The following is a 26,441-nucleotide window of genomic DNA, read 5'->3' as shown; positions in this document are numbered from 1 at the left end:
ACGATCGTAGTGAATGGGAGGTCTCATGAGGGTCGTGGTGGTCGGCGCCGGGCTCGGAGGAGTCGCGGCCGCGGTGGGGCTGCACCGCCTGGGTCATGAGGTGACAGTTCTCGAACGGGGCGCCGAGCTCCGGGAGGCCGGCACCGGGATCGTGGTCATGCCCAACGGGCTTCGCGCGCTGGACGCGGTGGGGCTGGCCGGCGAGGTTCGCGGGCACGTCATGCACGCGACCACCGGGGGGCTGCGCGACTGGCGCGGACGGCCGCTGCTGATCACCGACCTGGCCCGCGCGCAGCAGGAGGTCGGGACGCCCGCCATCCTCGACCGGGCGGAGCTGCACCGGGCGCTGCGCGCGCCGCTGCCCGCCGACCTGGTGCGTACCGGGACCTCCGTCGAGCGTCTGGAGCCCGACGCCACCGGGGTGAGCGTGATCGGCGACGGCGGCCCCGTCGTGAGAGCGGACGCCGTGATCGTGGCCGACGGCATCGGCAGCAAGCTGCGCGCACAACTCTTCCCCGGTCACCCCGGGTTACGGCGCACCGGCCGGCTCGACCTGCGCGGGATGCTGCCCCGCCCGGCCGGCCTGGCCACGGACCTGCTCGCCGCCCAGCTGGTCGACCGCCGCAGCGGGGCGATGTTCGGGCTGTTCCCCGTCGGCGAGGACCGTCTCTACTGGTTCACCGACTCCGCCCTGGACGGCACGCCGCCGGACGCGACCGAGGCGCGCCGGCGGATGCTGGCCCTGATGGCCGACTGGCACCCCCTCGTCACCGCGCTGATCGAGGCCACCCCGCCCGGCGACGTCTACGTCGACCCGATCGCCTGCCTGGCCGGGCCCCTGCCCTCGTTCGCGGCCGGCCGGATCGCGCTCCTCGGCGACGCCGCGCACGCCATGCCCCCCGACCTCGGCCAGGGCGCCAGCCAGGCCTTCGAGGACGCGGCCGCGCTGGCCCGCCACCTGACCGGCGCCGAGCCGGCCGACGTCGCCGGGCGGCTCCTGCGCTACGACGCCGAGCGCAGGCCCAGCGCCAACCGCATCATGCGGGCGGCGTCCCGGCAGTCGCGGCTGACCTCCCGGACCGGCATCGCCGCCTGGCTGCGCGACGCGCTGCTCCGCGCCGTCCCGTCCCGCCTGGCCACCCGGCAGCTCGCCGCCCTCTGGCACGCCTAGCGACCCCTTTTCGGCTTGGGTTCGTAACGTTATATGGCGGCATCAGACCTGGCCAACTGCTCACTGAGGCAGGCGTGGGCAGGTGCGCGGTCCACCGGCGGGGCGTGAGGCCGGCCGCCATTGACATGAATGCGCACGCTCCGTAACGTGAATAATGTCCAGTCGCTTGTGAATAGATATTCATAACAGGACATTGCGCGGCAGGAGAGAGCATGGCACGTCAGTGGATACGCAGATCTCTCGGGACCTTCTTACTGCTCACGGTCACGGCGGGCCTGACGGCGACCCCGGCCGAAGCCGTCACCCAAAGCCCCCGGCCGAGGACCATCGTCACCGCCGACCCCGAACTCGACGACGCCAACTCGCTGATCCGATACCTGCTCTACAGCAATGAGGTGACGACCGAGGGGCTCGTCTACGCCAGCAGCCGGTTCCACTGGAAAGGCGACGGCAAGGGGACGGAGTTCTTCCTGCCGGGCCGGGAATACACCACCCCGCAGACGTCGTGGCGGTGGGCGCGGGACGAGCAGTTCATCCACACCGCGGTGAAGGCGTACGCCGAGGTCTATCCCAACCTCGTACGCCATGACCGCGACTACCCCGACCCCCGCAGCCTGTTCTCCAAGATCCGCGTGGGCAACGTCGAGTTCGAAGGGGACATCTCCAAGGAGACCCCGGGATCGAACCTCATCAAGGACGTTCTGCTCGACGGCAAGGGCGGCCCCGTCTACCTGCAGGCGTGGGGAGGCACGAGCACCATCGCCCGCGCGCTGAAATCGATCCAGGAGCAGTACGAGGGAACGCCCCGGTGGGACCGCGTCCGCCGTGAGGTGTCCCGAAAGGCGATCATCACCAAGTTCGGCTCACAAGACGCCACCTATCAGGACTACATCGCCCCCAACTGGCCGGACATCGAGGCACGGGACGTGGCGACCACGATCTGGGGCTACTTCGCCCGCCGCACGGTCCTTCCCGAGCACGCGAAATACCTGTCGGCCCAGTGGACGGCGGAGAACGTGTCCGGCAAGGGGCCCTTCGGCGAGCTGTACCGGATCTGGGGTGACGGGAAGCAGATGGTGCAGGGCGACGTCTGGGATCACTTCGGCCTGTCCTACCTGGGCGAGGACGAGCTACGCGCACGCGGCTACAAGATCTGGATGCCCATCCAGGAAAAGGGCTCCTGGATCTCCGAAGGAGACACCTCCAACTTCATGAACCTCGTGGACAACGGTCTGCGCGGTTACGAGAAGGGCGGCTACGGCGGATGGGGCGGCCGCCAGGAGCAGAACCCCGACGATCCGTCCGAATGGCTCGCTTCGAGAGCCGTGGACCACGACCCGCAGGGCAACGCGCCGGCCGACTATCCGGCGGCCCGCTGGTTCGAGGCCGCGCAGCTCGATTTCGCCGCGCGCCTGAGATGGAGCGTGACGCCCGACTACCGCGCCGCGAACCACCGGCCCGAGGTCACCCTGCCGGCCGGGCGCCGCGACCTCACCGCGCGGCCCGGGCAGAAAGTGCGCCTTTCCGCCAGGGCGACCGATCCCGACGGAGACGCGCTCAGCTCCCGCTGGTGGCAGTACCAGGAGGCGGGCAGCCACCAGGGCGCCGTCGAGATCACCACCGAAGAGGGCGCGGCGCCGGGGCGCCACTCCTCGAAGGCGAGCTTCACCGTGCCGGCGGACGCGCGGCCGGGGAGCACCATCCACATCATCGTCGAGGTGAAGGACGACGGCAGCCCGGCGCTGACCGCCTACCAGCGCATCATCGTGACCGTGAAATGACCCGGCTCGGGTTCCGCACGGCGCCTATGACAGCGCGGCGGCGCGCTCCAGGAACAGGTCGCGCTCGCGCGCGTTCCGGGTCAGCCCGGCTGCGCGCCGGAACTCCTCGGCCGCCTCCTCGGCCCGGCCGAGCTTGGCCAGCAGGTCACCGCGGACAGCGGGAAGATGCGCGTACTCCCGCAGGGCGCGCTCGTCCCGGAGGCCGTCGGCGATCTCCAGGCCGCGCTCGGGCCCGTACGCCATGCCGACCGCCACCGCCCGGTTCAGCTCGACGATCGGTGAGGGCGTGAGGTGGGCCAGCAGCCGGTAGAGGGCGGCCATGCGTTCCCAGTCGGTTGCCTCCGGGGTGAGCGCGCGGGCGTGGCACGCGGCGATGGCCGCCTGCAGCCCGTACGGCCCGAGCGTGCCCAGCTCCTCGGCGCGGCGCAGCGCGTCCAGGCCGCGGCGGACCAGGAGCCGGTCCCAGCGGCTGCGGTCCTGGTCGAGCAGCAGGATGGGCGAGCCGTCACGGGCGGTCCTGGCCGGGATGCGCGAGGCCTGGATCTCCATGAGCGCGAGCAGCCCGTGCACCTCGGGCTCGGCAGGCATGAGCCCGGCCAGGACGCGGCCGAGGCGCATGGCCTCCTGGCACAGCGACGGGCGGATCCAGTCGTCGCCGGCGGTCGCCGCGTACCCCTCGTTGAAGATCAGGTAGATGACCTCCAGGAGGGAGGCCAGCCGGGCGGGCAGCTCGGCGGGCGGCGGCAGCTCGATCGGGATCCGCTTGTCGGCGAGGGTGCGCTTGGCCCGCGAGATGCGCTGCCCGACGGTGGGCTCGGGAACGAGGAAGGCGCGGGCGATCTCGGCCGTGGACAGGCCGCCGAGCAGGCGAAGGGTGAGCGCGAGGCGGCCCTCGGCGGGTAGCTCGGGATGGCAGGCGGTGAAGATCAGGCGGAGCAGGTCGTCGCCGATGTGGTCGTCGAGGGCGTCGTCGAGCTCGGCCTCCGCCGACTCCTGGCGCAGCTCCATGTCCCGGCCGACCTCCTGCAGCTTGCGCTGGTAGGTGTCGCGGCGGCGGAACTGGTCGATGGCCCGATGCTTGGCGGTGAGCGTCAGCCAGGCGCCCGGATTGTCGGGTACGCCCTTACGCGGCCACTCTTCGAGCGCGGCCACCAGCGCGTCCTGCGCCAGCTCCTCGGCCAGCCCGATGTCGTTGACCATGCGGGCCAGGGCGGCGATGACCCGGGCGGACTCGATCCGCCACACCGCCTCCACCGCCCGGTGCGAATCGGCTGCCGTCATGCGTCCTGCATACCGCATCCGGCCGCGGCGCACGGCCGCGGCCGGATGGGCGCAGGGTCAGGCCGGTGGGGCGAAGTCCTCGGGCCCGAACAGCCGCAGCACGTCCGACTCGCCCTCCCATCCCGGCCACAGGTCACGGTGCAGCTTGACGAAGCGGGTGGTCCACTCCACGGCTTCCTCCTTGCTCCTGACCTCGTACAGTGCGTAGCTGATCAGCTCCTTGGCCTCGGCGAACGGCCCGTCGCTGACGGTCAGCCGGCCCCCGCTCACCTCGACCCGCGCCCCCTCGGAGCTGGGGGCCAGGCCGCTGTTGTCGAGCATGACTCCGGCCTCGGTGGCCTCTTGGCCGAGCTTGAAGATGGCCTCCATGAGTTCGGCCGGCGGCGGCCCGTCGGGCTGGGCGGCGACTCTGAGGGTGACCAGGTAGCGCATGGTGAAATTTCCTTTCTCTATGGGTGGGGAGGGAAGGTCAGGCGCGGGAGAGGTCCAGCGACAGCAGCGACAGCCAGCTCCAGACCGCCACGATGCCCGCGACGAACAGCAGGTTGGCCCAGACGACGCCGCCCCCGCTCGCGATGCCGACGAACGAGCCGAGGAACAGCGTGCCGGTGACGCGGGAGTACAGGGCCCAGCCCGCGCGGCCCTCGCGGGCCTGCCGGGAGGCGATGACGTAGCAGGCCGCGACCAGGCACAGGAACCCGACGCCGCCGGCGGCCAGGTGCAGGGTACCCGACAGGGTGACGACGCCCGGGCCCTCCGGGGTCCCGGCGGGGAAGCCCATCGCGGGGTCGGCGGGGAAGATCGCGGCGCCGATCATGCTGGCGCCGAACGCGCCGACCAGGACCGGCGCCCACCGGGCTCCCCGGCCGGGCGCCAGCGCGCGGCGCAGTCCGGCGGCGGCGGCGATGGTGGCCAGGGCGGTGAGGACGAAGTTGGCGGTCTGGATCCAGCCGAGCTCGCCGTTGGCGAGAAAGCTCCACGGGTGGCGGGCCAGGTCGAAGCCCTGCCGGGTGAACGCCTGGGCGAGGGCGACGATCACGTAGAACGGGCCGGCGACGACGCCGCAGCCGAGGAGCAGGCGATGGGTGGAGAGGGGGCGGGCGGTGGAGTGGGCAAGCTGCCGGGTCATGGTCGTCAACCTCGCGTCGGCGGGGCCGGTCCGTCCGGCCCTCTGGACAGGCTGCGAACGGGGGGAGGCGTTTTCGACACGCGCCCGGAAGTTTTTTCAAGATTTATCCGGCAAGCATCCGGCCCGTGCCGGAGGTATCAGCCGCTCACATGCCCCCGGGATGCTCGATCGACCGGATGACGGCGTCGGGGACGATCAGGTCGGCCTTCGGCTTGGTGGTGGCGATCAGATCGGCGTTGCGCTGGTCGACCTCCGCCACCCAGCTCACCGCGTGCTCCGGCGGCTTGCCGAAGCGGATGTGCCGGGTGACCAGCCGGTCCACGCGCTCGGCGTGGTCCAGATCGCAGTACCAGACCTCGTCCAGCCAGGGCCGCACGCGGCCCCAGTCGCCCTCGTCGAGCAGGAGGTAGTTGCCCTCGGTGATGATCAGGCGGGCGGCGCGCGGGACCGGGATGCTGCCGGCGATGGGCTGCTCCAGGTCGCGCTCGAAGGCGGGGGCGTAGACCACGTCCTCCTCGTCCTCGCGCAGGCGGCGCAGGAGCGCGGCGTAGCCGGCGGCGTCGAAGGTGTCGGGGGCGCCCTTGCGCTCGCGCCGGCCGAGCCGGTCGAGCTCGACGTCGGCCAGGTGGAAGCCGTCCATCGGGACGTGGGCCACCCAGTCGGGGGTGAGGCCGGGGGGCGGCTCCTGACGGAGCAGGCGCGTGAGGGTCACCGCGAGCGTGGTCTTGCCCGCGCCGGGGCCGCCGGTGATGCCCAGCAGGGCCCGCCGGCCGCTCCAGGCACGGGCGCGGGCGAGGAGGTCGTCCAGGTTCATCGGGCTCGGCTGGTGTGGAGCCGGCCGGCGATGAAGGCGCGGGCGTGCCGGGCGAGGTCTTCGCCGTCGTCCCACAGGTTGCGCCAGATGGCCAGGTCGTTGGAGAGCCCTTCCATCACGACCGCCGAGGAGAACGACTCGAAGGTGATCGGCCCCTGGTACCCGATGTCGCCCAGGGCGTGGAAGAACGCGGTGAAGTCCAGGTGGCCGGAGCCGAGGTAGCCGCGGTGGTTCTCGCCGATGTGGACGTAGCCCAGCCGGTCGCCGACCTCGCGCACGGGGCGTACGAGGTCGTCCTCCTCGATGTTCATGTGGTAGGTGTCGAGGTGGATCAGCACGTTGTCCTCGCCGATGTCGTCGGCGAGCCGCAGGGCGTCCCGGGCGGTGTTGATGACGTTGGTCTCGTACCGGTTGCAGATCTCCAGGCCGAGCGTCATGCCGTGGCCGCTCGCCTCCTGGGCCAGCCGGCGCAGCACCGCGACCACGTTGCGCCGCCCCGCCTCGGTGAGCGGGCGGCCGTACTTGCCGAGCGCGCTGTAGAGCGCGCCGGTGAAGTGGGTGCCGCCGAGCTCGCGGGTGGTGGCCAGGGAGTCGTGCAGCAGCTTCTCGCCGCGCTCGACCACGGCCGGGTCGTCGCTGGAGACGTCGGCGTCGAAGGCGAGGCCGCGGGAGCAGGCCACGCCCAGCCCCGCCGTACGCAGGGCCTCGCGCGCCGCCGCGACGTCGAGGTTCGGCGAGTCGTGCAGCGAGATCTCCAGCAGGTCGAAGCCGGTCGCCTTGGTCTTGTCGATCGCGTACGCCAGCGAGGCCGGGCCGGTGTCGCCGACCCAGACGAGAGCGTGGACGCCGATGGGATTGGTGGTCATCTGGATGGGTTGCCTTTCTGGGGCGTGAGTCAGTTGCTGAGCGCGCCGGTGATCAGGGCGACGATCTCCTCGCCGGTGGTCTCGGCCGTACGCCGCCCGCCCACGCACCGCCCGGCCCGCATCACCCACACCTGCTGGCTGAGCCGCATGACCTGGGCGAAGTTGTGGCTGATGAGCAGGACCGCGTGGCCCTCGTCGCGGAGTCTGAGGATCAGCTCCTCGACCCGGGCGGTCTCCTGCACGCCGAGCGCGGCCGTGGGCTCGTCCATGATCACGAGCTTGGAGCTGAACCCGGCGGCGCGGCAGATGGCCACCGCCTGGCGCTGGCCGCCCGAGAGCCGGCGCACCCGGGACTTCACCGCGGGCACGTTGACGGCGAGCGTGGAGACCATCTCGCGGGCGCGGGCCTGCATGGCGCGCCGGTCGAGCAGGGCGACCGGGCCGAACCTGCGGACGATCTCGCGGTTGAGGAACAGGTTCTGCCACACCGTGAGGTCCTCCACCAGCGCGAGGTTCTGGTGAACGGTCTCGATGCCCGCCTCGCGGGCGTCCTCGGGGGAGCGGAAGTCGGTCTCGGCGCCGTCGAAGACGATGCGCCCGCTCTGCGGCCGGTGGATGCCGGAGATGCAGCGGACGAGGGTGGACTTGCCCGCGCCGTTGTCGCCGACCAGCGCGGTGATCTCGCCACGGCGCAGGGTGAGGGAGACGTCGGCCAGCGCGCGGACGCTGCCGAAGGCCAGGGAGACGTCATGGGTCTCGAGCAGGGGAGTGCCGTTCTCGGTCATCGCTGGAACCTTGTGAGCAGGGCGGCCAGCACCACGACGACGCCGACGGCCAGCGGTTGGTAGAACTGGGAGACCCCGAGCAGGGTCAGCCCGTTGACCAGCGCGACCAGCAGCAGCGCGCCGATGACCGGGCCGATGATGGTGCCCCGCCCGCCGAAGAGGCTCACGCCGCCGAGCACGACCGCGGCCACGGAGTTGAGCAGGAAGGAGGTGTTGGAGGCGGGTTCGGCCGCGCCGACGCGGGCGACCAGGAGCAGCGCCCCCACCCCGGCCAGCACGCCGCTGATGGTGTAGACGGCGATCTTGATCCGCCGGGTGCTGATGCCCATCGCGTTGGCCGACTCCGGCGAGCCGCCGGTGGCCAGCACGTGGGTGCCGAACCTGGTGTGGAACAGCACGACGTGCGCCACGATCGCGACCGCGATCGCGATCAGGAACGAGTAGCCGAAGATCCCCACCCGCCCGGTGGACAGGGCGAGCAGCGCCGGGTCGATGATCGTGACCGGCTTGCCGTCGGAGAGGATCAGCGCCAGACCGGAGGCCGCCGAGAGCATGCCCAGCGTCACGATGAAGTCCGCGATCTTCCCCCAGGCGGTGAGCATGCCGTTGACCAGGCCCGCCAACGCCGCGGCGAGCACGCCCGCCACGCAGGAGAGCGCCAGCCCCCACTGCGCCGTGTACGCCTGGCCGAAGACCACCGCGCCCAGCGTCATCGCCGAGGCGATCGACAGGTCGATGCCGGCGGTGGCGATCACGAACGTCTGGCCCACGGCCAGCACGATCAGGATCGCGGCGGCCAGCAGCATGGAGGTGATGTTGCCGGGGCTGAGGAAGGTGGGGTTGAGCGCCTGGAACACGATCACCAGGACGACCAGTCCGACCAGGGCCGCCCACTCCGCCCAGAACCCGACGTCTTTCAGCTTCGCGGCCCAGTGCTCTCCGTCGCGGGCCGCGAGCGTTGCGTTTGCCATGTCTGTCACTCCTCGTCCCACCGGGCCGGACGGCCGGGGCAGGACGGCGTAGGCGCTACTTGATGAGGGACGCGAACGGGTCGTCGTAGCTGCCGAACGGCTTGGGTGTGGCCGCCAGCGCCTTGTCCGCGTTGTCCTTGGTGACCAGCTCGACCGGGGCCTTGACGCTGGCGGGCAGCGTCTTGCCGGCCGCCGCCGCCTGGCACGCCTCCACGCCCATCAGCCCGATCGCGTACGGGTACTGGGCGACGGTGCCGTCCAGGGTGCCCGCCTTGACCGCGTTGAGCGCGTCCTTGATGCCGTCGACGCTGATGACCCTGACCTTGCCGGCCTTGCCCGCGTTGGCGACGGCGCGCGCCACGCCCAGCCCCATGTCGTCGTTGGCGACGAAGAATCCGGCCAGGTCGGGGTGCGCCTGCAACACGTCGGTGGCGGCGGTGAGCGCGGTCTGCCGCTCCCAGTTGGCCGCGACGGTCTGCACCATCTTGACCTTGGGCCCGAGGCCCTGCTGGAAGCCCTCGACCCGGGCGCCGCTGGTCACGTCGCCCGCGATGCCGCCGATGGCCGCCACGTTGCCGCCGTCGGCCAGCAGCTCGGTCATGCGCTGCCCGGCCGTCTTGCCGGCCTCGACGTTGTCGGTCCCGATGTACGTCGCGAGCTTGACGTTCGCGCTCTTGGCCGCCGCCGCGTCGATCGGGCTGTCGATGTTGACCACGGTCTTGTTCTGGGCGGAGAGCTGGGCCAGGCCCTGGACCAAGTTGGTGCCGGAGATCGGGTTGACCACGTAACAGGAGAAGTCCTGCCCGGCCAGGCCGTTGAGCTTGTCCGCCTGGCCGGTCGTGTCCGTGATGGCGTTGGCCGCCTGGACCGTGACCGGCACCTTGGCGGTGGCGGCCTGGTCGTCCATGCCCTGCTTCATCGTCTGGAAGAACGGGTTGTCCAGCCCCTTGATCACCGCGGCGATCTTGGGGGCCGCGGTGCCCGCCTCCCCGGCCGCGGGGGTGGCCCCGGTGGTCTCGCCGGAACCGCAGGCGGCCAGCGCGAGCGCGCCCGCAGCGAGAGCCGCGCTGAGGGCCGCGGTGCGGCGACCTCGGGTGTTGGCCATCATCGGATGCCCCTTTCAGCGTCGATGGCATGACCGTAACCAGTGTTTCCGTTAGATTGCAACACCCCTTTCGACTTTTTATGTCGAAACATGGCTAACTTCCGTCTAGTGGGAGACATAGCTAGAGTGACCCCTATGGATGCACCGAGCCTGCCCGGCGTGTGGCGGGGAGCCAGCTCAGGCGAGATCCTCAGCCTGTTCCGCGACGCTCCCGACGGCCTGACGAAGGCCGACGTGATGCGCCACACCGGCCTGTCGCGCACCACCGTCAACCAGCGGCTCGACGGCCTGCTCGCGGCCGGCCTGCTGATGCCCGCCGAGGAGGAGGCGCGCACCCGCGGCCGCCCGGCGGGCCAGTTCGTGGTCAACCGCGACCGCGGGGTGCTGCTGGTGGCCGACATCGGCGCGACCGGCCTGCGGGCCGCCGTGTGCGACCTGGCCGGCGAGGTGCGGGCCGAGCGCGAGGTCCGCGCCGAGGTGACGGCGGGCCCGCAGGCCATCCTCACCATCGTGGACGAGCTGTTCACCGAGGTCCTCGCCGCGGCCAGGCGCAAGCCCGGCGAGGTGCTCGGCATCGGTCTCGACGTGCCGGGCCCGGTGGACTTCGAGACCGGACGGGTCGTCAGCCCGCCGATCATGACCGGCTGGGACCGCTACGACATCCCCGGCTGGTTCCGCTCCCGCTTCGACTGCCCCGTCCTGGTGGACAAGGACGTCAACGCCATGGCGTACGGCGAGCAGCGACTGCGCTACCCGGACGTGCCCCACCTGCTCATGCTCAAGATCGGCACCGGCGTCGGCACCGGCCTCATCGCCAGCGGCAAGGTGCACCGCGGCGCCGACGGCGCGGCCGGCGACGTCGGCCACATCCAGGTCACGGTGGACGACGTGGCCGAGCCGCCCATCTGCCGGTGCGGCAACGCGGGCTGCGTCGAGGCGTACGCCGGGGGCTGGGCCATCGTGCGCGACCTGCGCGAGGCGGGCCGCGACGTGACCACCGTGGACGACGCCGTACGCCTGATCCGCAGCGGCGACCTCGTCGCGGTGCGGCTCGCCCGGCGCGCGGCCCGCATCCTCGGCGGCGCGATCGCCGACACGGTCAACCTGTTCAACCCGCGCGTCATCGCCATCGGCGGCCAGCTCGCCCACACCGACGAGCAGCTCTTCGCCGGCATCCGCGAGATCGTCTACCGGCGCTCGCTCCCGCTGGCCACCCGCAACCTGCAGATCGTGCGCAGCGACCTCGACCCGCACGCGGGCGTGCTCGGCCTGGCGCAGCTGCTCGTCGACGGCATCTACACCCCCGCGCGGGTCCAGCAGCTCGTGGACGGCGCGGTGGCATAGCGGGCCGATGAAAGTTACAGGCTTACCGGCGTGTTCGCCCAGGTCGCGATCGCCCGCCCTTGACCGGCCGTAGCTCCGCGGAAAGAGTCGATCCGAACCTTTCTGGGTTGGGAGTCCGATGAGTTACGTTCGTCGCCGGTTGCCGGCCATCCTGCTTCCCGGTTTCCTGGTCGTGCTCTGCGCCTTCGTGTCCCTGACCGAACAGTCCGCCGGCGCGGTCAGCGACCCGCCCGGCCCGGTGACCGGCAACGCCACCTACTTCGACGGACTCGGCGCGCCGTACGGCGGCTGCGGGCTGCCCCAGGCGAACCTCGACTCGCAGGACTTCGTCGCGCTCAACGTCTACAACACCCCCGGCGACTACGCCTTCTACCCCCGGCCGCTGACGGGAGCCAACCTCAGCAAGGCCGGGTCATGGAACAACGGCCTCAACTGCGGCCGCTACGTGCAGGTCGAGATCAGCGACTACTGCACGGGCACCAACGACGGCGCGCCGAACCAGGCGTTCTGCCGCAACGGCTCCTGGGTCTCCGACGCCTACAACGGCGCGAAGCTGACCATGCTCGTCGCCGACAGCTGCGGTGACTCCAACGGCTGGTGCCGCGACGACCCCTACCACCTGGACCTGTCCAAGGACTCGCTCAACCGGTTCGTGAAGAACGGCGGCGCGATCGGGGACATGTACCCCAACCACTGGAACAACCGGCACGTCACCTGGTCGTTCGTCCCCGCGCCCAACTACAGCGGCGACATCAACATCGGGTTCATGCAGGGCGCCCAGGTCTGGTGGCCGGCCATCTCCGTCTCGCACCTGGCCAACGGCATCCACGGCGTCGAGTACTACGCCAACGGCGCCTGGCAGCCGGCCCAGATGAACGGCGACATGGGCCAGTCCTACGTCATCGGCGGGACCACGTCGGGAGCCGGCCAGTTCCAGATCCGGGTGCGGGACGCCACGGACACGCTGATCAACGGCGGGCGCGTGTACAGCTTCTCGCTGCCGACGGCCTGCAGCCCGTGCGGCGCGGCGTACACCAAGGTCACCTACACCACCTCACAGGGCCCGACCTCCACGCCCACGCCGACCCCGACGGTCACCCCGACCGTGACCCCCACCGTCACGCCCACGGGCGGCACCGGCGTCTCCTGCGACGTGAGCCACCAGGTCGCCAGCTCCTGGCAGGGCGGCTTCACGGCCAACGTCACCGTGAAGAACACGGGCACCACGGCCTGGAACAACTGGACGATCACGTGGACCGCGCCGCCCGGCGTGACCCTCGTCAACGGCTGGGGGTCCACCGTCACGTCGTCGGGCGCCACGTGGACGATCAAGGCGCCGACCTGGGCCACGAGCCTCGCGGCGGGCGCGACGGCCACCTTCGGCTACCAGGCCAACGGCCCGTCCACGGCCGGCCCGACCGGCATCACCTGCTCATAGGCCGTCAGGCGCCCGGGCCGGGAGGCGCGGTGGAGCGACGCACGACCAGACTCGGCGTGACGGAGAAGTGGACGGCGGCGGCGCGGCCCTCGACGCGTTCGAGCAGCAGCCGCCCCGCCGTCCGGCCCATGACGGCGCCGTCCTGGTTGACGGTGGTCAGCGCGATGTTGGGATGGGCGGCCAGCCGGGTGTTGTCGTAGCCGGCCACGGAGACGTCGTCCGGGACGGAGAGCCCGGCCTCGTGGAGCGCGGTCAGGACGCCGAGCGCCGACTCGTCGGAGCCCGCGAAGATCGCCGTCGGACGTGGGGACCGGCTCAGCAGCTCGTGGGCGCCGCGATAGCCGCCCTCCTCGGAGTAGGAGGTCGCGACGACGGCGATCTCGTCGGCGAACCCGTGGTCACGCATCACGCGCTCGTAGGTCTCGGCCCTGAGGTGCGGCTTGTGGTCGGCAGGTTGTCCGTGGTCCTCGTGGAAGGTGATGTGCCCGATGCGACGGTGACCGAGCGCGATCAGGTGCTCCATGACGAGCTCGGAGCCCGTACGGTCGTCGTCGACGATCGAGTCGTACGCCGGTGAGCGATCGTGCCGGCCGAGCACCAGGGTGGGGATCTCGCGGGCCACCCGCTCCAGCTGCGTGCGGCCGGCGAGCGGGGCGATCATGAGAATGCCGTCCACCTGCCGGTCCATCAGGGCGTCGATGGCCCGTTCCTCGGTCTTGGCGCGGGTGCCGCCCTGGATCATGATCGCTTGATAGTCGGACTCCTCGAGCTGCTCCACCAGACCGCTCATGATCTCGGCGTAGAACGGGATCCCGATGTGCTGCATGAGCACGCCGATGGTGAACGACCGTCCGCGCAGCGCGCGGGCGGCGGCCTGGGGGCGGTAGCCCAGCTCGTCGATGGCCCGCTTGACGCGGTCCCGCATGGCCTCGCTGACCCCGTAGTCGTTGCGGATGACCTTCGAGACCGCCGCCTTGGAGACCCCGGCGAGTTTCGCCACGTCGGAGATGGTCACTCTTCGTCGTCGCTCAGGCGCGACCATGGGCATCCCTTCTCGAATCCGAGTCCTGGCCGATTGTACGCCCGCGTAGACCGGTTTACATTCGTTGTGGGATACGAAGCCTCTTAGAGGAAACATGCCCGTAGACCGGTCTACGTTTTTCCTTGACCGCCGGTGGCGTAACGGCTACGTTAACTCGCATCGGGGGCCCGTTAAAACGATTCAACGACCTGTAGGGGCACTGTGAAGACCTCTCACCGCATGCTCGCAGCGGGCCTGGCCGTTCTGACCACGGCGGCACTGACCTCCTGCGGATCCGACTCCGGGCCGGCTGCCGACGGCACCGTCACCCTGTCCTTCCTCATCGACAACGGCGCGTCGACCACGGCGAGAGCCAAGGGGCTCGCGGACGCCTTCATGCGGGCCAACCCCAAGATCAAGATTGAGACCGAGACGCGGCCGGGCGGTACCGAAGGCGACAACCTCATCAAGACCAGGCTCTCGACCGGCGAGATGTCGGACGTGTTCTGGTACAACTCGGGCTCCCTGCTCCAGGCGCTCAACCCGGCGCAGACCATGGTCGACCTGACCGGCGATCCGGTGCTGGCCGACGTGCAGAAGGAATACCTGCCCGCCGTGACCCAGGGCGGCAAGGTGTACGGCGTGCCGTCCGGCAGCATGAGCGGCGGCGGCATCCTCTACAACCGCAAGGTCTACGACCAGCTCGGCCTCCAGGTGCCCAGGACGTGGGCCGAGTTCATGGCCAACAACGACAGGATCAAGGCGGCCGGGATCACGCCGGTGATCTCCACGTTCAAGGACACCTGGACCTCGCAGCTGCTGCTGCTCAGCGACTACTACAACGTCCAGGCCGCGGTCCCGGCCTTCGCGCGGGACTACACGGCCAACAAGGCCAAGTTCGCCACCACTCCCGCGGCCAGGGCCGGGTTCGATCACCTGGCCGAGGTGCACGCCAAGGGCTACCTCAACGACGGCTTCGGCTCGGCCACCGCGGAGCAGGGCATGAAGCTGCTGGTCGAAGGCAAGGGCGCGCACTACGCGATGACCAGCTCCCAGATCCCGCCGCTGGTGGCCACGATGCCGCAGGCCGCGACCGACGTCGGCTTCTTCGGCGTCCCCGGCGCCGACGCGGCCAAGAATGGCGCCACCGTCTGGGAGCCGCCCGGCGTCTACATCGCCAAGACCACCGAGCACCTCGACGCGGCCAAGAAGTTCCTCGCCTTCATCGCCTCGCCGGCCGGCACGGACGCGATCAGCAAGGCCGTCCAGCCCGCGGGACCGTACCGGGTCAACGGGGCCAAGCTGCCGGACAACGCCATCCAGGCGGCCAAGGACCTGCAGGCCTACCTCGACAAGGGCGCCACGGCCTCCGCTCTGGAGTTCGTCTCGCCGGTCAAGGGCCCGTCGCTGGAGCAGATCACCGTCGCGGTCGGCTCCGGGCTGACGCCGCCCGCCGAGGGCGCCGCGCAGTACGACAAGGACGTGGACAAGCAGGCCAAGCAACTGGGGCTCCCCGGATGGTGACCCAGCAGGAGGCCGGGCCCCGAACGGTGCCCGGCCCCGCCCTGCCCCGACCCCACGCGAGGCGGAACGCGGCCTACCCGTACGGGCTGTACCTGCCGGCCGCCGTCGTCTACCTGGTGATCTTCCTGGTGCCGACGGCGATGGCGTTCTACTTCGCGCTGACCCGCTGGACCCTGTTCGACAGCACCTTCGTCGGTCTGGACAACTTCCGCGACTTCTTCGCCGAGCAGAACCTGCGCGCCGGCTTCGCCAACACCCTGGTCTACGCCGTGCTCACCTCCGGGCTGAAGGTGGTGTTCGGGCTGCTGCTCGGCGTGCTGCTCACCTCGCGGCTGCGGCTGCGCGGCTTCCTGCGCTCGGTGGTGTTCTTCCCCGTCCTGGTCTCCACGGTCGCGGTCGGCATCACCTTCAGCGCCCTGCTCAGGCCCGACACCGGCCTGGTCGACAAGACCCTGGCCGTGGTCGGCATCGACGGCCCCGACTGGCTCGGCGACGCCGGCACCGCCCTGCTCTCGGTCGCCCTGGTGGACGTGTGGAAGGGCGTCGGCCTGGCCACGGTGATCTACATCGCCGGCATCATGTCCATCCCGCGCGACTACTACCAGGCGGTCGCCGTGGACGGCGGGGGCGCCTGGCACCGCTTCCGCCACGTCACCCTCCCGCTGTCCTGGCCGGCCACGTACTCGGTGATCATCCTCTCCCTCATCGGTGGCCTGCGCTCCTTCGACCTCATCTGGACGATGACCCGCGGCGGACCCGGCTTCACCAGCGACACCATCGCCTCGATCATCTACAAGCAGTACCAGGCCGGCTTCTTCGGCCTGTCCACCGCGGGCAACGTGATCCTTTTCGTGGTCGTGACCGCCGTCGTCGTCCCCCTGAACCGCTTCCTGGCCAAGAGGCAGGTGACTTCGTGAGAGCACTCAAGAGATTCGGCGCGGAGGGGATCGCGCTGCTCGGGGCCGCCGTGGTCTTCCTGGTCCCGTTCTCGTTCATGCTGCTGACCGCGGTCAAGGATCCCCTCCAGTCCGCGGACCTGGACTTCTCCTGGCCGAACGAGTGGCGGGCCGTCCAGAACCTCCTGGAGGTGATCGAGGCGCGTGACTACGTGCTGCTGCGCGCCTACCTCAACAGCACCATCCTCACCGTCGTGTCGGTCACGCTCATCGTGCTCTTCGCCGCCATGGCCGCGTTCGTGCTGCAACGCCGCGCGGGCCGGATCGGGTCGCTGGCGAACTTCCTGGTCCTGGCCGGGCTGATCATCCCACCCGCGATCGTGCCGACGATCTGGCTGCTGCAGGCCATCGGCCTGTTCAAGACGCTGCCAGGGCTGATCCTCATCGAGGTCGCCTTCCACCTGTCCTTCGCGGTGCTGCTCTTCCGCGCGTTCGTGGCGGCCATCCCGCGCGAGCTGGACGAGGCCGCCCAGATCGACGGCTGCACCGGGCTCGCCCTGTTCTTCCGGGTGATCTTCCCGCTGCTGCGGCCGGTCACCGTCACCGTGATCGTGACCAGCTCGGTGGCGGTCTTCAACGACTTCGTCAACCCGCTGTACTTCCTGCCCGGCGACGACAACGCGACCGTGCAGGTGACCCTCTACAACTTCCAGAGCCAGTACAGCACGCAGTGGAACCTGCTGTTCATGGACATCGTGCTGATCACGATCCCGCCGCTGCTCCTTTTCATCTTCTTCAACCGCAAGATCGTCGCTGGGATGACCGCCGGCGCCATCAAGGGATGACATGACCTCTCCGCACGTCCACGCCCCCACCTTCGAACACCACCGCGACCCGCTCGGCATCGGCGAGAACGCGCCCCGCCTGTCGTGGACCGTCACCACCGGCCTCCCCGGCTGGCGGCAGGCCGCCTACGAGATCGAGCTGAGCGACGGCACCGCGAGCGGCCGGGTCGAGTCGGAGGAGTCGGTGCTCGTGCCCTGGCCCGGCGGGCCGCTGGGCTCGCGCGAACGGCGCGGCGCCCGCGTACGGGTCCACGGCCACGACGGCAAGGCGAGCGACTGGAGCGAATGGTCGTGGGCCGAGACCGGCCTGCTGGAACCCGCCGACTGGCAGGCCGGCGCCGCCGCACCGCCGCCCGGACTGCTCGGCCCGCCCGACGGCCCCGCCCTCCTGCTGCGCCGCGACTTCACCCTGCGCGCCCCGATCGCCCGCGCCCGCCTCTACGTCACCGCCCACGGCCTGTACGAGGCCGAGATCAACGGCCACGTCGTCGGCGACGACGTGCTCGCCCCCGGCTGGACCAGCTACGGCCACCGCCTGCGCTACCGCACCCACGACGTCACCACCCTGCTGCGCCGGGGCGCCAACGCCATCGGCGCCACCCTGGCCGACGGCTGGTACCGGGGCCGCATCGGGTTCCTGGGCGGCACGACCGGCGTCTACGGCGACCGTACGGCGATCATCGCCCAGCTCGAGATCGCCTACGAGGACGGCACGGCGGAGACGGTCGTCACCGACGGCTCCTGGCGCTGCGCCACCGGTCCGATCACCGCCACGAGCCTCTACGACGGGGAGAAGCACGACGCCCGGCTGCTGCCCGACGGCTGGTCCGAGCCCGGCTTCGACGACTCGGCCTGGCTGCCCGCCGACGTGCTCGCCCACGACCCGGCCCGGCTGGTCGCCCCCAGCGGTCCTCCCGTGCGCCGGACGGAGACGCTGAGCCCGGTGGCGGTGCTGACCGGCCCGAGCGGGGAGACCATTCTCGACTTCGGCCAGAACCTCGCCGGCCGCCTGCGCATCCGCGTGCAGGGCCCGGCCGGGCACACCGTCACGCTCCGGCACGCCGAGGTCCTGGAGAACGGCGCGCTCGCCCTGCGGCCGCTGCGCCAGGCGGCCGCGCTCGACCAGTACACGCTGCGCGGCGGCGACGGGCCCGAGGAGTGGGAGCCCCGCTTCACCACGCACGGCTTCCGCTACGCCCAGGTCGACGGGTGGCCCGGAGACCTCGGCCCCGCCGATGTCCAGGCCGTGGTCTGCCACACCGACCTGCGGCCCATCGGCGCGTTCGACTGCTCCGACCCGCTGCTGAGCCGCCTGCACGACAACGTCCGGTGGAGCATGCGCGGCAACTACGTCGACCTGCCCACCGACTGCCCCCAACGTGACGAGCGCCTGGGCTGGACCGGCGACCTCCAGGTCTTCGCCCCGACCGCGGCGTTCCTGTACGACTGCTCGGGAGCGCTGGCGTCCTGGCTGGCCGACCTGGCCGCCGAGCAGGCCGACCTCGGCACGGTGCCGCCGTACGTGCCGTGGGTGCCGCTGAAGTTCCCGCCGCGCTCCGCCGCGGTGTGGGGTGACGCCGCGGTGCTCGTCCCGTGGGTGCTCTACCGCAGCTCCGGCGACCTCGGCCTGCTGCGCGCGCAGTACGCCAGCATGAAGGCGTGGGTGGAGCACGTCACGTCCCTGGCCGGCGACGACCACCTGTGGAACGAGGGCTTCCAGTACGGCGACTGGCTCGACCCCGCCGCGCCCCCCGACAAGCCGGGCAAGACGCGTACGGACCCCGCGCTGGTCGCCACCGCCTACCACGCCCGCACGGCTCGCGTCCTGGCGGACACGGCGGCGCTGCTCGGCCACCATGCCGACGCGGCACGGTACGGCGAGCTGGCCGAGGCCGTACGAGCCGCGTTCCGCCGCGAGTTCGTCACCCCGTCGGGCCGGCTGGCCTGCGACAGCCAGACCTCCTACGCCCTGGCCCTGACCTTCGACCTGCTGGAGGGGCCCGCGCAGCGCGAGCGGGCCGGGCGGCGCCTGGTCGAGCTGGTCGTCCAGGACGATCACCGCATCAGCACGGGCTTCGCCGGCACGCCGCTCATCTGCGACGCGCTCTGCTCGGTCGGGGCGTACGACACCGCCTACGAGCTGCTCACGCAGCGCGCGTGCCCGTCCTGGCTGTACCCGGTGACGATGGGCGCCACCACGATCTGGGAGCGCTGGGACAGCCTGCTGCCGGACGGCACGGTCAACCCGGGCGAGATGACCTCGTTCAACCACTATGCGCTGGGCGCGGTCGCCGACTTCCTGCACCGCACCGTCGCCGGACTCGCCCCTGCCGCCCCCGGCTACCGCCGCCTGCGCATCGCCCCTCGGCCGGGCGGCGGCCTCACCCACGCCTCGGCCCGCCTCGAAACCCCGTACGGCCTCGCGTCCGTCTCGTGGGAACGGGACGGCGAGACGCTCACGGTCACGGCGACCGTGCCCCCAGGGACGGTCGCCGAGGTGGACCTGCCCGGGAGCGCCATGCGCGAGGTGGGCGCCGGCATCCACACCTTCACCGTGACCGGGAAGGGCGGCGGGCCAGGCCCAGCCCGCTGAGCGCCACGCCGACCAGCCCCACCACCAGGGCGACGTAACCCCCGACTATCCCGTAGCCGGTGCCGGGGCCACCCTCGGCGGCGGCCACGACCAGCCCGCCGACGACCGCGCCGGCCAGCCCCGCCGCCAGGGCCACGACGGCCCTGGTACGACCGGTGGGGCGGGCCAGGGCCAGCCCGCCGAGGACCACGCCGGCCAGCCCCAGCACGATAGCCACCAAGGACCAGAGACGCCCGGGGGTCAGGTCATAGGAACTGACGTCCGGGGCCGTGGCGAGCAGATGACGGATAGACATGAGGTGCTCCTTCTCCTACGACCGGATGTGACCTGAGCATGTCGGCAGGACCCGTCGCCGGTCGTCCGCCTGACGTGGGCTGTTCGCGCTGCCGCCGGTGCCGCAGCCGGCTACCGCGGGGGCCGCAGAAGCCGGGCGAGTACCGCGGCTGCGGTAGGCGGCCGGTCATCCGTGCGCAGGAGTCGCCCGCGGCCGCATCCGGCTAAGGTGCGCGCATGAGCACAGGACGGTTCCGCGTCCCGGCAGGGGTCACAGACTGGGCGATCGCCGTGGGCGTGGCCGCGGCGCTGCTGGTCACCGGGCTGTCCGGGCAGCACTCCGCCACCTACCCCGACCTGCTCGGCTACGCGCTGCTGGCGGCCGGCGGCCTGGCGCTGGCCGCGCGCCGAAGGGCCCCGGTCCCCGTCCTGGCCGTCACCGGGCTGTGCGCGGCGGGTTACCAGGCGGCCGGGTTCGACGTGCCCGCCGTCGCGTACCTGTTCGCGGTGTACGCGGCCGTGCGGGCGGGACACCGTACCGTCACGGTGGCGGCGAGCCTGGCCATGCTGGCCGTCCTGCCCCTCGCGGCCCTGGCCTCGGGGCTGCACGACACGGGCGAGGCGTTCGCGCAGGCCCGGGGCGCCCTGGAGCTGGCCTGGCTGGTCGCGGCCGGCGCCGCGGGCGAGGCGCTGCGGCAGGCCGAGCGGCGGGCGGACGAAGCCGAGCGCACCCGGGAGGAGACCGCGCGGCGCCGCGCCGACGAGGAGCGGCTGCACATCGCGCGGGAGCTGCACGACTCGCTCACCCACCAGATCTCGATCATCAAGGTGCAGGCCGAGGTCGCCGTCCACGTGGCCCGCAAACGGGGCGAACCGGTGCCCGAGGCCCTGCTGGCGATCCAGGAGGCCGGACGCGAGGCGACCCGGGAGCTGCGCGCGACCCTGGAGGCGCTGCGCGACGACGACACCAGCCCGCCGCGTGGGCTCGACGACGTCGCGGAACTGGTCGAACGGGCCCGGACGACCGGCCTGGACGCCACGCTGACGATCGGGGGACAACGCCATGACGTGCCGGCCGCGGTGGACCGGACCGTCTACCGGATCGTTCAGGAGTCCCTCACCAACGTCGCCCGGCACGCCGCCGCCGCGACCGCGTCGGTCCGGATCGACTACCGTCCCGACGCCCTCGCGGTCCGCATCGACGACGACGGCAGGGCCACCCCGGACACCGCCCCGCCGCCCGGCGTCGGCCTGCTCGGCATGCGCGAGCGGGTCACCGCCCTCGGCGGCCGCCTGCGCGCGGCGCCGCGCGAGGAGGGCGGCTTCTCCGTCCAGGCCGAACTTCCCGTGGACCGGACGTCGTGATCCGGGTCCTGCTGGTCGACGACCAGCCGCTCCTCCGCAGCGGATTCCGCGCGCTGCTCGACCTGGAGGACGACATCGAGGTGGTGGCCGAGGCCGCCGACGGCAAGGAGGGCCTGGCCCTGGTCAGACGGCACCTGCCGGACGTCGCGCTCATCGACATCCGGATGCCGGTCCTGGACGGCATCGAGGCGACCCGGCGCATCGCCGCCGACCCGGCACTGGCCGGGGTGCACGTCGTCATCCTGACCAACTACGGCCTGGACGAGTACGTCTTCAACGCGCTGCGCGCGGGCGCGGCCGGATTCCTCGTCAAGGACATCGTGCCGGAGGACTTCCTGCACGCCGTACGCGTCGCCGCGCGCGGTGACGCCCTGCTCGCGCCGTCGATCACCCGCAAGCTGATCAACCGGTACGTCACCCAGCCGCTCCGCGCCGCCACCGGCACGGGGCTGAAGGAGCTGACCGCCCGCGAACGCGAGGCCGTCGCCCTGGTCGCGCGGGGCCTGTCCAACGACCAGATCGCCGACCACATGGCGATCAGCTCGCTGACCGCGAAAACCCACATCAACCGGGCCATGGCCAAGCTCAGCGCCCGCGACCGCGCCCAGCTCGTGGTCTTCGCCTACGAATCCGGCCTGGTGGTCCCGCGCGACTCCTGACCTCCCTGGGCGACAGTGATCAAGGGGGCGAGGTAGCCGTCCGGGGTGGGTTCGTCCACCGCCCTGCCCTCCGCCTCGACCCAGGCGTGCGCCCCGAACGGGGGTCTCACCCGCACACCCGTACACCAGGTCGGCCACGAGCCCCGCATCCGGCACAGCAGGGCGGTGGCCAGCGACCGGGGAAGGCAGCCGTGCACGCCCAGGCAGGTGAGGCTCACCGCGAGCACCGCGTCCTTGGCGGCCTTGGCCTCGGCGTACGTGGCGGGCCCGGCCCGCCGGCTGAGCAGGGCGAGCACGGTACGCAGGCGCCGCGGCGGCAGCACGGCCAGCGAGAACGCCACCCCCACCGCGATCCGCGCCGCCAGCCTGGCCCGCCACGGGATGCCTTGCGGCCGTTCCAGCGCGCTCGGAACGGTCACGGCGCCACCAACCCGGCCGCCCGCAGCTGCTCCAGCAGCGCCAGCACGTCCTCCAGGGCCTCCTCCTGCCCGACCTCGAACTCCGCCGCCAAGGCCGCGGCGGCCCGCTCCGGGGTGTCGCCGTCCAGCAGCCGCCGCACGGCCAGCGCGCCGCTCGGGTTGAGCTGCCAGAAGTCGCCGTTGCGCTGGTTGAGCAGCACGATGCCGTAGTCGGTGTCGGCGGTGGACACATCGGCGTTCAGCCGCAGGCTCATCGGCCGTCCTCCTTGTCGAACGGCTCCAGGGTCCGCAGCCAGACCTCGCAGCCGATGGTCGAGTACAGGATCGCCTCCCGCAGTCCCGGCGTGTCGGGGTGCGCGGTGAGGTCCTTGAGCAGAGCGGTGTCCACCAGCCCGAGCCGGGCCAGCCGGGAGTCCGCCCAGAGCGCCTGCACGTCGGGGCCGTGGCGGCGCAGTCCTTCTGCGGCGTCGAGCGAGGCCTCCGCCTTGCTGGTCCGCCGCAGGCACTCCTCGGGCACGACGCCGCGCATCGCGGCCGTCAGGAGGGGTTTGTAGCGCCACGGCGTCACCCGGTCCTGCGGGCGTACCGACAGGCACGCCTCGATCACCCGGTCGTCGAGGAAGGGGGAGGTCATCGGCAGTCCCGCGCGGACGCTCATCTGGTCCCACTGCCGGATGATCCGGCAGGTGTCGTGGATGGCGTGCAGGTCGGCGTGCTGCCCCCGGTCGGCTCCCAGCGGCTCGGCGTACGGGGCGGTCTCGGCGAGCACCTCGGCGGCCATGCGGCCCGCGTCCGGAGTGATCCACGGGAAGAGCCGGGGCGGCATCCCCCAGCCCAGCGCGCCGGTCACCGGCGGCGGCAGCGGGGCGCGCAGGTCGGCGAGCGAGCCGGTCAGCCAGCGGCGGTAGGAGCGGCGGTCGGCCAGCGTCCGGAGCATCGGTCCGTACGGCCAGTGGAACAGCGCGCGAAAGCCGCGCAGCCGCCCGATCGCCAGCATGGGCCGCCTGAGCAGCAGCCGGTGGTAGCTCGCCTCCGAGCACCAGGCCACGTGATCGCCGCCGATGCCGGTCACGTGCAGCCTGCTGCCCCTGGCGGCCAGCCGGGGCAGGTGCGCCAGCACCCTGGCGCGGTCCATGACGCCGATGGTCGGCTCGTCCAGCGTGTCGTCGATTCTCAGCAGGTCCTCGTAGACCAGCGGCGACTCCTCCGCCGGCCAGACCAGATGCTCCGCGCCACGCAGGTGGGCCGCCGCGCGGCGGGCCCACGGCAGGTCGTCGTCGGCCGGGTCGCGGCCCGGCCAGGTGGAGGCGATGAGGTGCGCCTCCTGCCGGGCGGCGCCCAGGAAGCACAGCGAGGTGGAGTCCAACCCTCCGGACAGGTCGAAACTCACGGTGCCGCCCGCCTTGGTGCGCACGCCGACCGCGTCGTCGAGCGCCCGCCGGACGTCCTCGGCGGCGCCGGACAGCGTACGGACGGGCTCGGGATGCGTCCACCAGCGGCGGTGCGCCGCGGTCGCCCCGTCCGCCGCGACGGTCAGGTGATGGCCGGGTTCGACGGCGGTGACCGACGGCCAGAGGGGGAGGTGCGGCAGGGGATGGGGCACCGGCCAGAGCAGCCGTACGGCCAGGCGCCGCACGTCGAGCTCGGCGCCCGTGGCGGCGGCCAGCACGTCGGCGCGGTCGGAGGCGACGGTGAGCCCGTTGACGCGCGTGTGGAAGACCAGCCGGAGTCCGGACGCGGTGCCCTGGACGCGTAACCGGCCGTCCAGCGCGGCGACGAGGTGGAAGCTGCCGGGCAGGGTCCGGGCCAGCCGGTCGAGGTGCGCCGGGTCACGCAGCCGGCTCGCCTCCACGGCCAGCCGTTCGGCGTCGATCGCGCAGCGGCCGATCACCGCCAGCCTGGTGGCGCCCGCCTCGGCCACCGTCATCTCCTCGTCGGACCAGTGCCCGACCAGCCAGGGCCGTCCGGAGGCGTGGGTGATGGCGCGGGCAGTCGCCGTACGCAGGGCCGCCGCCACGGCGGGCGCGGCCTCGTGGTCGGGGATGACCACGAAGTACGCCTCGCCGTGGTGCGGCCGGCTCAGCATGCCGCCGTCGGGCATGAACTCAGTTCTTGCTGAAGATCAGGCGGTCGTTGCCGTGCAGTGACAGGAGCCCGGTGGCCTTGCGGAAGGATCCGGCCGCCACAAGACGGGGCTTCTCGTAGCTCTTCATGCGTTTTCCTTTCGGCGTGCTCCTTGCATTACACCGATGACTTTGCCTGCCCTGCGGCCGTTTCGTCCAGGTCGAACATCGAGTGACCCTAAAGCATGTTTTCCGCGCATAATTCGCCCAAAATGACGCGGTCGCTGGGGGTGACAAATCGTGCAATCGGTGAATCTGGAGTGCCCTACGGTCACAGACATGTAGCAAAAGGGTGCAATGAAATGCCGCGCCCGGCAGGTTCTCCGGGCGCGGCATTCATGGGTGATGCTTCAGGCTGCTCAGCCCCGCGAGAGGTCGACGAACTCGGTGCAGTTGTCAGGCCACTCCGGCGTCCCCTTCGTGCCGGGGGTCGGGATGACCGTGCACTTGGTCTGGGCCACCTTGCCGTGTTCGTTCAGCACGGTGACGTGCACGGTGGTGCCCTCGTCGGGCGCGGCCAGGGAGATGTCGACCAGGCGGCCGAAGTTCTGCGGCAGCAGCGAGGTCAGTTCGTGCCACTGCGGGTTCGTCCGCGGGTCCCTGATCGCGACCCTGTCGTCGCGGATGATCCCGACGAACTTGGTCGGCTGCCTCTTGGGGCCGTCCGACTCGCCCTGGAAGGCCGTGTCGACTGCGCGGGTCGGCTTCTCGTTCTTGTCCGACCGTGGATCGGTGGCGCGGTTGATGGCGGTTGCTGTCGTGTTGTGAACGCCGGTGACGACAGTGGCGTCCGCCGACGCCGAAAACGTAAGAGTCGCGAATCCACTGACCGCCGCCGCTGCCAGAGCAAAGGCCAGCGCGCTCCTCGTGCTTCGGTGATTAATCACCTGTTTCTCCCCCTGTTGGTCGGATTCGGAAGAATCGGACTTAATGTCACATCCCCCTGATGGTGCGAGCTTGAGGTACCCGCTCGAAGGCGAGATAACTCGCGTTGGGGATCGACTTGGAGAAAAAGATGGAAATGATCAAAACAGGCGATTATCGAGCCGTCTTTTCTTGGACAAAAGGGCGGCGTGGCGCTGGGGTGTTTTCGCCGCGGTCACGCAAGGGCGTCCCGGATCAGCGCCGCATCCTGGTCGAGCAGCTCGCGTGACCGCTTCTTCCAGTCGGCGGTGACCACGACGCCGTCTCCCGGGAAGCGCGGCACCACGTGCAGGTGCAGATGGAAGACGTCCTGACCGGCGGCCTCCCCGTCGGCCAGGGACAACCGCACCCCGTCGCAGCGCAGCCCCGATGCCCGCAGCGCGCCCGCCACCCGCCGTGCGGCGCGCCAGATCGCCGTGCCGATGGCGTCATCGGCGTCCGCCAGCCCGGCCACGTGTACGCGCGGGATCACCAGCACGTGGCCGACCGTGGCCGGCTTGTGGTCCAGGACGGCCACCACGCTGTCGTCCTCATGGACGACACTGGCCTCGGCGCGCCCGGCGATGATCTCGCAGAAAACGCAGCTTCCCATGCCGACCATGATCCGGCCGGGCGGGCTCCGGCGCACCAGGTTTGTCCGCGTCCGCTAATCCCGGACGGTGAGGCCCATGGAGCGGGCCGTGCCCGCGACGATCTTCTCGGCCTGGTCCAGGTCGGCGGTGTTGAGGTCGGGGAGCTTGGCCTGGGCGACCTCGCGGAGCTGGGCGCGGGTGATCCAGCCGCCGTTCTGGTGGCCCGGGCGCGGGCTGCCGCCGTCGAGCCCGGCGACGCGCCGGATCAGCGAGGCGGTGGTCGGCTGCTTGGTGACGACCTCGAACGACCTGTCCTCGTACACGGTGATCACCGCGGGGATCACGAACCCGCGCCGGTCCTGCGTCTGCGCGTTGTACTGCCGGCAGAACTCCATGAGGTTGATGCCGAGTGGGCCGAGATCCTTGCCGACGTTCGCCGGGCCCGCCTCGCCGGCCTGAATGTGCAGGGTGACGACCCTGGCTATCTTCTGCTTCGCCATGTCGGCTACGCTAAAGTCTCCAGTTACTGGAGACTCAAGGGA

The 26,441-nt window shown here is 71.4% G+C and carries 27 protein-coding genes; 10 read left to right on the top strand and 17 right to left on the bottom strand.

Going from position 1 to position 26,441, the window contains the following annotated elements:
• Positions 1–25: 25 nt before the first annotated feature.
• Positions 26–1,171, top strand: a complete 1,146-nt coding sequence (locus H4W80_RS32795; protein WP_192788609.1) for an FAD-dependent oxidoreductase — start codon at positions 26–28, stop codon at positions 1,169–1,171.
• A gap of 212 nt (positions 1,172–1,383) precedes the next feature.
• Complete coding sequence (locus H4W80_RS32790) at positions 1,384–2,952, top strand: DUF1593 domain-containing protein (protein ID WP_192788608.1); 1,569 nt, start codon at positions 1,384–1,386, stop codon at positions 2,950–2,952.
• Between the two features lie 24 nt (positions 2,953–2,976).
• Here H4W80_RS32790 and H4W80_RS32785 read toward each other — a convergent pair whose 3' ends face one another.
• From H4W80_RS32785 to H4W80_RS32750, 8 genes are all read right to left on the bottom strand, one after another.
• Complete coding sequence (locus tag H4W80_RS32785; RefSeq protein ID WP_192788607.1) at positions 2,977–4,233, bottom strand: RNA polymerase sigma factor; 1,257 nt, start codon at positions 4,231–4,233, stop codon at positions 2,977–2,979.
• Positions 4,234–4,290: 57 nt separating this feature from the next.
• A complete protein-coding gene (locus H4W80_RS32780) occupies positions 4,291–4,665 on the bottom strand; it encodes a YciI family protein (protein WP_192788606.1) in 375 nt (124 codons plus the stop codon).
• A gap of 37 nt (positions 4,666–4,702) precedes the next feature.
• Positions 4,703–5,362 carry a DUF998 domain-containing protein gene (locus H4W80_RS32775; RefSeq protein ID WP_192788605.1) on the bottom strand — a complete coding sequence of 220 codons (660 nt, stop codon included), beginning with the start codon at positions 5,360–5,362 and terminating at the stop codon, positions 4,703–4,705.
• Positions 5,363–5,507: 145 nt separating this feature from the next.
• Positions 5,508–6,176: a nucleoside/nucleotide kinase family protein gene (locus H4W80_RS32770; RefSeq protein WP_192788604.1), complete on the bottom strand. Its 669-nt coding sequence runs from the start codon at positions 6,174–6,176 to the stop codon at positions 5,508–5,510.
• Complete coding sequence (locus H4W80_RS32765; RefSeq protein WP_192788603.1) at positions 6,173–7,042, bottom strand: sugar phosphate isomerase/epimerase family protein; 870 nt, start codon at positions 7,040–7,042, stop codon at positions 6,173–6,175. Before H4W80_RS32765 ends, H4W80_RS32770 begins: the two co-directional genes overlap by 4 nt.
• 29 nt (positions 7,043–7,071) lie before the next feature.
• On the bottom strand, positions 7,072–7,827 hold the full coding sequence (locus tag H4W80_RS32760; RefSeq protein ID WP_185069121.1) for an ATP-binding cassette domain-containing protein: 756 nt from the start codon (positions 7,825–7,827) through the stop codon (positions 7,072–7,074).
• Entirely contained in the window at positions 7,824–8,798 is a 975-nt protein-coding gene (locus H4W80_RS32755) for an ABC transporter permease (RefSeq protein WP_192788602.1), read from the bottom strand. The genes H4W80_RS32760 and H4W80_RS32755 overlap by 4 nt, the downstream gene beginning before the upstream one ends.
• A 55-nt stretch (positions 8,799–8,853) precedes the next feature.
• Complete coding sequence (locus tag H4W80_RS32750) at positions 8,854–9,906, bottom strand: sugar ABC transporter substrate-binding protein (protein WP_225963804.1); 1,053 nt, start codon at positions 9,904–9,906, stop codon at positions 8,854–8,856.
• 132 nt (positions 9,907–10,038) lie between these two features.
• On the opposite strand from H4W80_RS32750, the gene H4W80_RS32745 reads away from it, so the two are divergent.
• Both H4W80_RS32745 and H4W80_RS32740 read left to right on the top strand, forming a co-directional pair.
• Positions 10,039–11,247, top strand: a complete 1,209-nt coding sequence (locus H4W80_RS32745; protein ID WP_192788601.1) for an ROK family protein — start codon at positions 10,039–10,041, stop codon at positions 11,245–11,247.
• Positions 11,248–11,365: 118 nt separating this feature from the next.
• A complete protein-coding gene (locus H4W80_RS32740; RefSeq protein WP_192788600.1) occupies positions 11,366–12,685 on the top strand; it encodes a cellulose binding domain-containing protein in 1,320 nt (439 codons plus the stop codon).
• 4 nt (positions 12,686–12,689) lie between these two features.
• Here H4W80_RS32740 and H4W80_RS32735 read toward each other — a convergent pair whose 3' ends face one another.
• Entirely contained in the window at positions 12,690–13,700 is a 1,011-nt protein-coding gene (locus H4W80_RS32735; RefSeq protein WP_318787173.1) for a LacI family DNA-binding transcriptional regulator, read from the bottom strand.
• Positions 13,701–13,928: 228 nt separating this feature from the next.
• Between H4W80_RS32735 and H4W80_RS32730 the strand changes: the two genes are divergently transcribed.
• The 4 genes from H4W80_RS32730 to H4W80_RS32715 are packed head-to-tail and all read left to right on the top strand — an operon-like array spanning position 13,929 to position 19,564.
• On the top strand, positions 13,929–15,230 hold the full coding sequence (locus H4W80_RS32730; protein WP_318787172.1) for an ABC transporter substrate-binding protein: 1,302 nt from the start codon (positions 13,929–13,931) through the stop codon (positions 15,228–15,230).
• On the top strand, positions 15,224–16,147 hold the full coding sequence (locus tag H4W80_RS32725; protein ID WP_192788598.1) for a carbohydrate ABC transporter permease: 924 nt from the start codon (positions 15,224–15,226) through the stop codon (positions 16,145–16,147). Before H4W80_RS32730 ends, H4W80_RS32725 begins: the two co-directional genes overlap by 7 nt.
• On the top strand, positions 16,144–16,971 hold the full coding sequence (locus H4W80_RS32720) for a carbohydrate ABC transporter permease (protein ID WP_318787171.1): 828 nt from the start codon (positions 16,144–16,146) through the stop codon (positions 16,969–16,971). Before H4W80_RS32725 ends, H4W80_RS32720 begins: the two co-directional genes overlap by 4 nt.
• 1 nt (position 16,972) lies before the next feature.
• Positions 16,973–19,564 (top strand): alpha-L-rhamnosidase, encoded by a 2,592-nt coding sequence (locus H4W80_RS32715; protein ID WP_192788597.1) that lies wholly within the window; start codon positions 16,973–16,975, stop codon positions 19,562–19,564.
• On the opposite strand, the gene H4W80_RS32710 is transcribed toward H4W80_RS32715, so the two are convergent.
• Positions 19,521–19,859: a DUF6223 family protein gene (locus H4W80_RS32710; RefSeq protein WP_192788596.1), complete on the bottom strand. Its 339-nt coding sequence runs from the start codon at positions 19,857–19,859 to the stop codon at positions 19,521–19,523. The two genes, H4W80_RS32715 and H4W80_RS32710, sit on opposite strands and share 44 nt — an antisense overlap.
• A 215-nt stretch (positions 19,860–20,074) precedes the next feature.
• On the opposite strand from H4W80_RS32710, the gene H4W80_RS32705 reads away from it, so the two are divergent.
• Together H4W80_RS32705 and H4W80_RS32700 are read left to right on the top strand one after the other, a co-directional pair.
• Positions 20,075–21,202 (top strand): sensor histidine kinase, encoded by a 1,128-nt coding sequence (locus H4W80_RS32705; protein WP_192788595.1) that lies wholly within the window; start codon positions 20,075–20,077, stop codon positions 21,200–21,202.
• Entirely contained in the window at positions 21,199–21,861 is a 663-nt protein-coding gene (locus tag H4W80_RS32700) for a response regulator (RefSeq protein ID WP_192788594.1), read from the top strand. The genes H4W80_RS32705 and H4W80_RS32700 overlap by 4 nt, the downstream gene beginning before the upstream one ends.
• On the opposite strand, the gene H4W80_RS32695 is transcribed toward H4W80_RS32700, so the two are convergent.
• The 7 genes from H4W80_RS32695 to rplK all read right to left on the bottom strand — a co-directional run bounded on the left by H4W80_RS32695 (position 21,825) and on the right by rplK (position 26,399).
• The gene (locus tag H4W80_RS32695; protein ID WP_192788593.1) at positions 21,825–22,280 is read right to left on the bottom strand and encodes a lasso peptide biosynthesis B2 protein; all 456 of its coding nucleotides are present in this window, start codon (positions 22,278–22,280) and stop codon (positions 21,825–21,827) included. The genes H4W80_RS32700 and H4W80_RS32695 overlap by 37 nt on opposite strands.
• Positions 22,277–22,534: a lasso peptide biosynthesis PqqD family chaperone gene (locus tag H4W80_RS32690; RefSeq protein WP_192788592.1), complete on the bottom strand. Its 258-nt coding sequence runs from the start codon at positions 22,532–22,534 to the stop codon at positions 22,277–22,279. The genes H4W80_RS32695 and H4W80_RS32690 overlap by 4 nt, the downstream gene beginning before the upstream one ends.
• Positions 22,531–24,381 (bottom strand): lasso peptide isopeptide bond-forming cyclase, encoded by a 1,851-nt coding sequence (locus H4W80_RS32685; protein WP_318787170.1) that lies wholly within the window; start codon positions 24,379–24,381, stop codon positions 22,531–22,533. Before H4W80_RS32685 ends, H4W80_RS32690 begins: the two co-directional genes overlap by 4 nt.
• 4 nt (positions 24,382–24,385) lie before the next feature.
• Entirely contained in the window at positions 24,386–24,493 is a 108-nt protein-coding gene (locus H4W80_RS32680) for a keywimysin-related RiPP (RefSeq protein WP_192788591.1), read from the bottom strand.
• 269 nt (positions 24,494–24,762) lie between these two features.
• A complete protein-coding gene (locus tag H4W80_RS32675) occupies positions 24,763–25,290 on the bottom strand; it encodes a hypothetical protein (protein ID WP_192788590.1) in 528 nt (175 codons plus the stop codon).
• A gap of 212 nt (positions 25,291–25,502) precedes the next feature.
• Positions 25,503–25,919 carry an HIT family protein gene (locus H4W80_RS32670; protein ID WP_192788589.1) on the bottom strand — a complete coding sequence of 139 codons (417 nt, stop codon included), beginning with the start codon at positions 25,917–25,919 and terminating at the stop codon, positions 25,503–25,505.
• 54 nt (positions 25,920–25,973) lie between these two features.
• Positions 25,974–26,399 carry a 50S ribosomal protein L11 gene (rplK, locus tag H4W80_RS32665; RefSeq protein WP_192788588.1) on the bottom strand — a complete coding sequence of 142 codons (426 nt, stop codon included), beginning with the start codon at positions 26,397–26,399 and terminating at the stop codon, positions 25,974–25,976.
• Between the last annotated feature and the right edge of the window lie 42 nt (positions 26,400–26,441).

The sequence above is a fragment of the Nonomuraea angiospora genome (assembly GCF_014873145.1).
Lineage (GTDB): Bacteria > Actinomycetota > Actinomycetes > Streptosporangiales > Streptosporangiaceae > Nonomuraea > Nonomuraea angiospora.
Note: the sequence above shows the minus strand (reverse complement) of the source record. Positions and strands in the feature narration are given on the sequence as shown.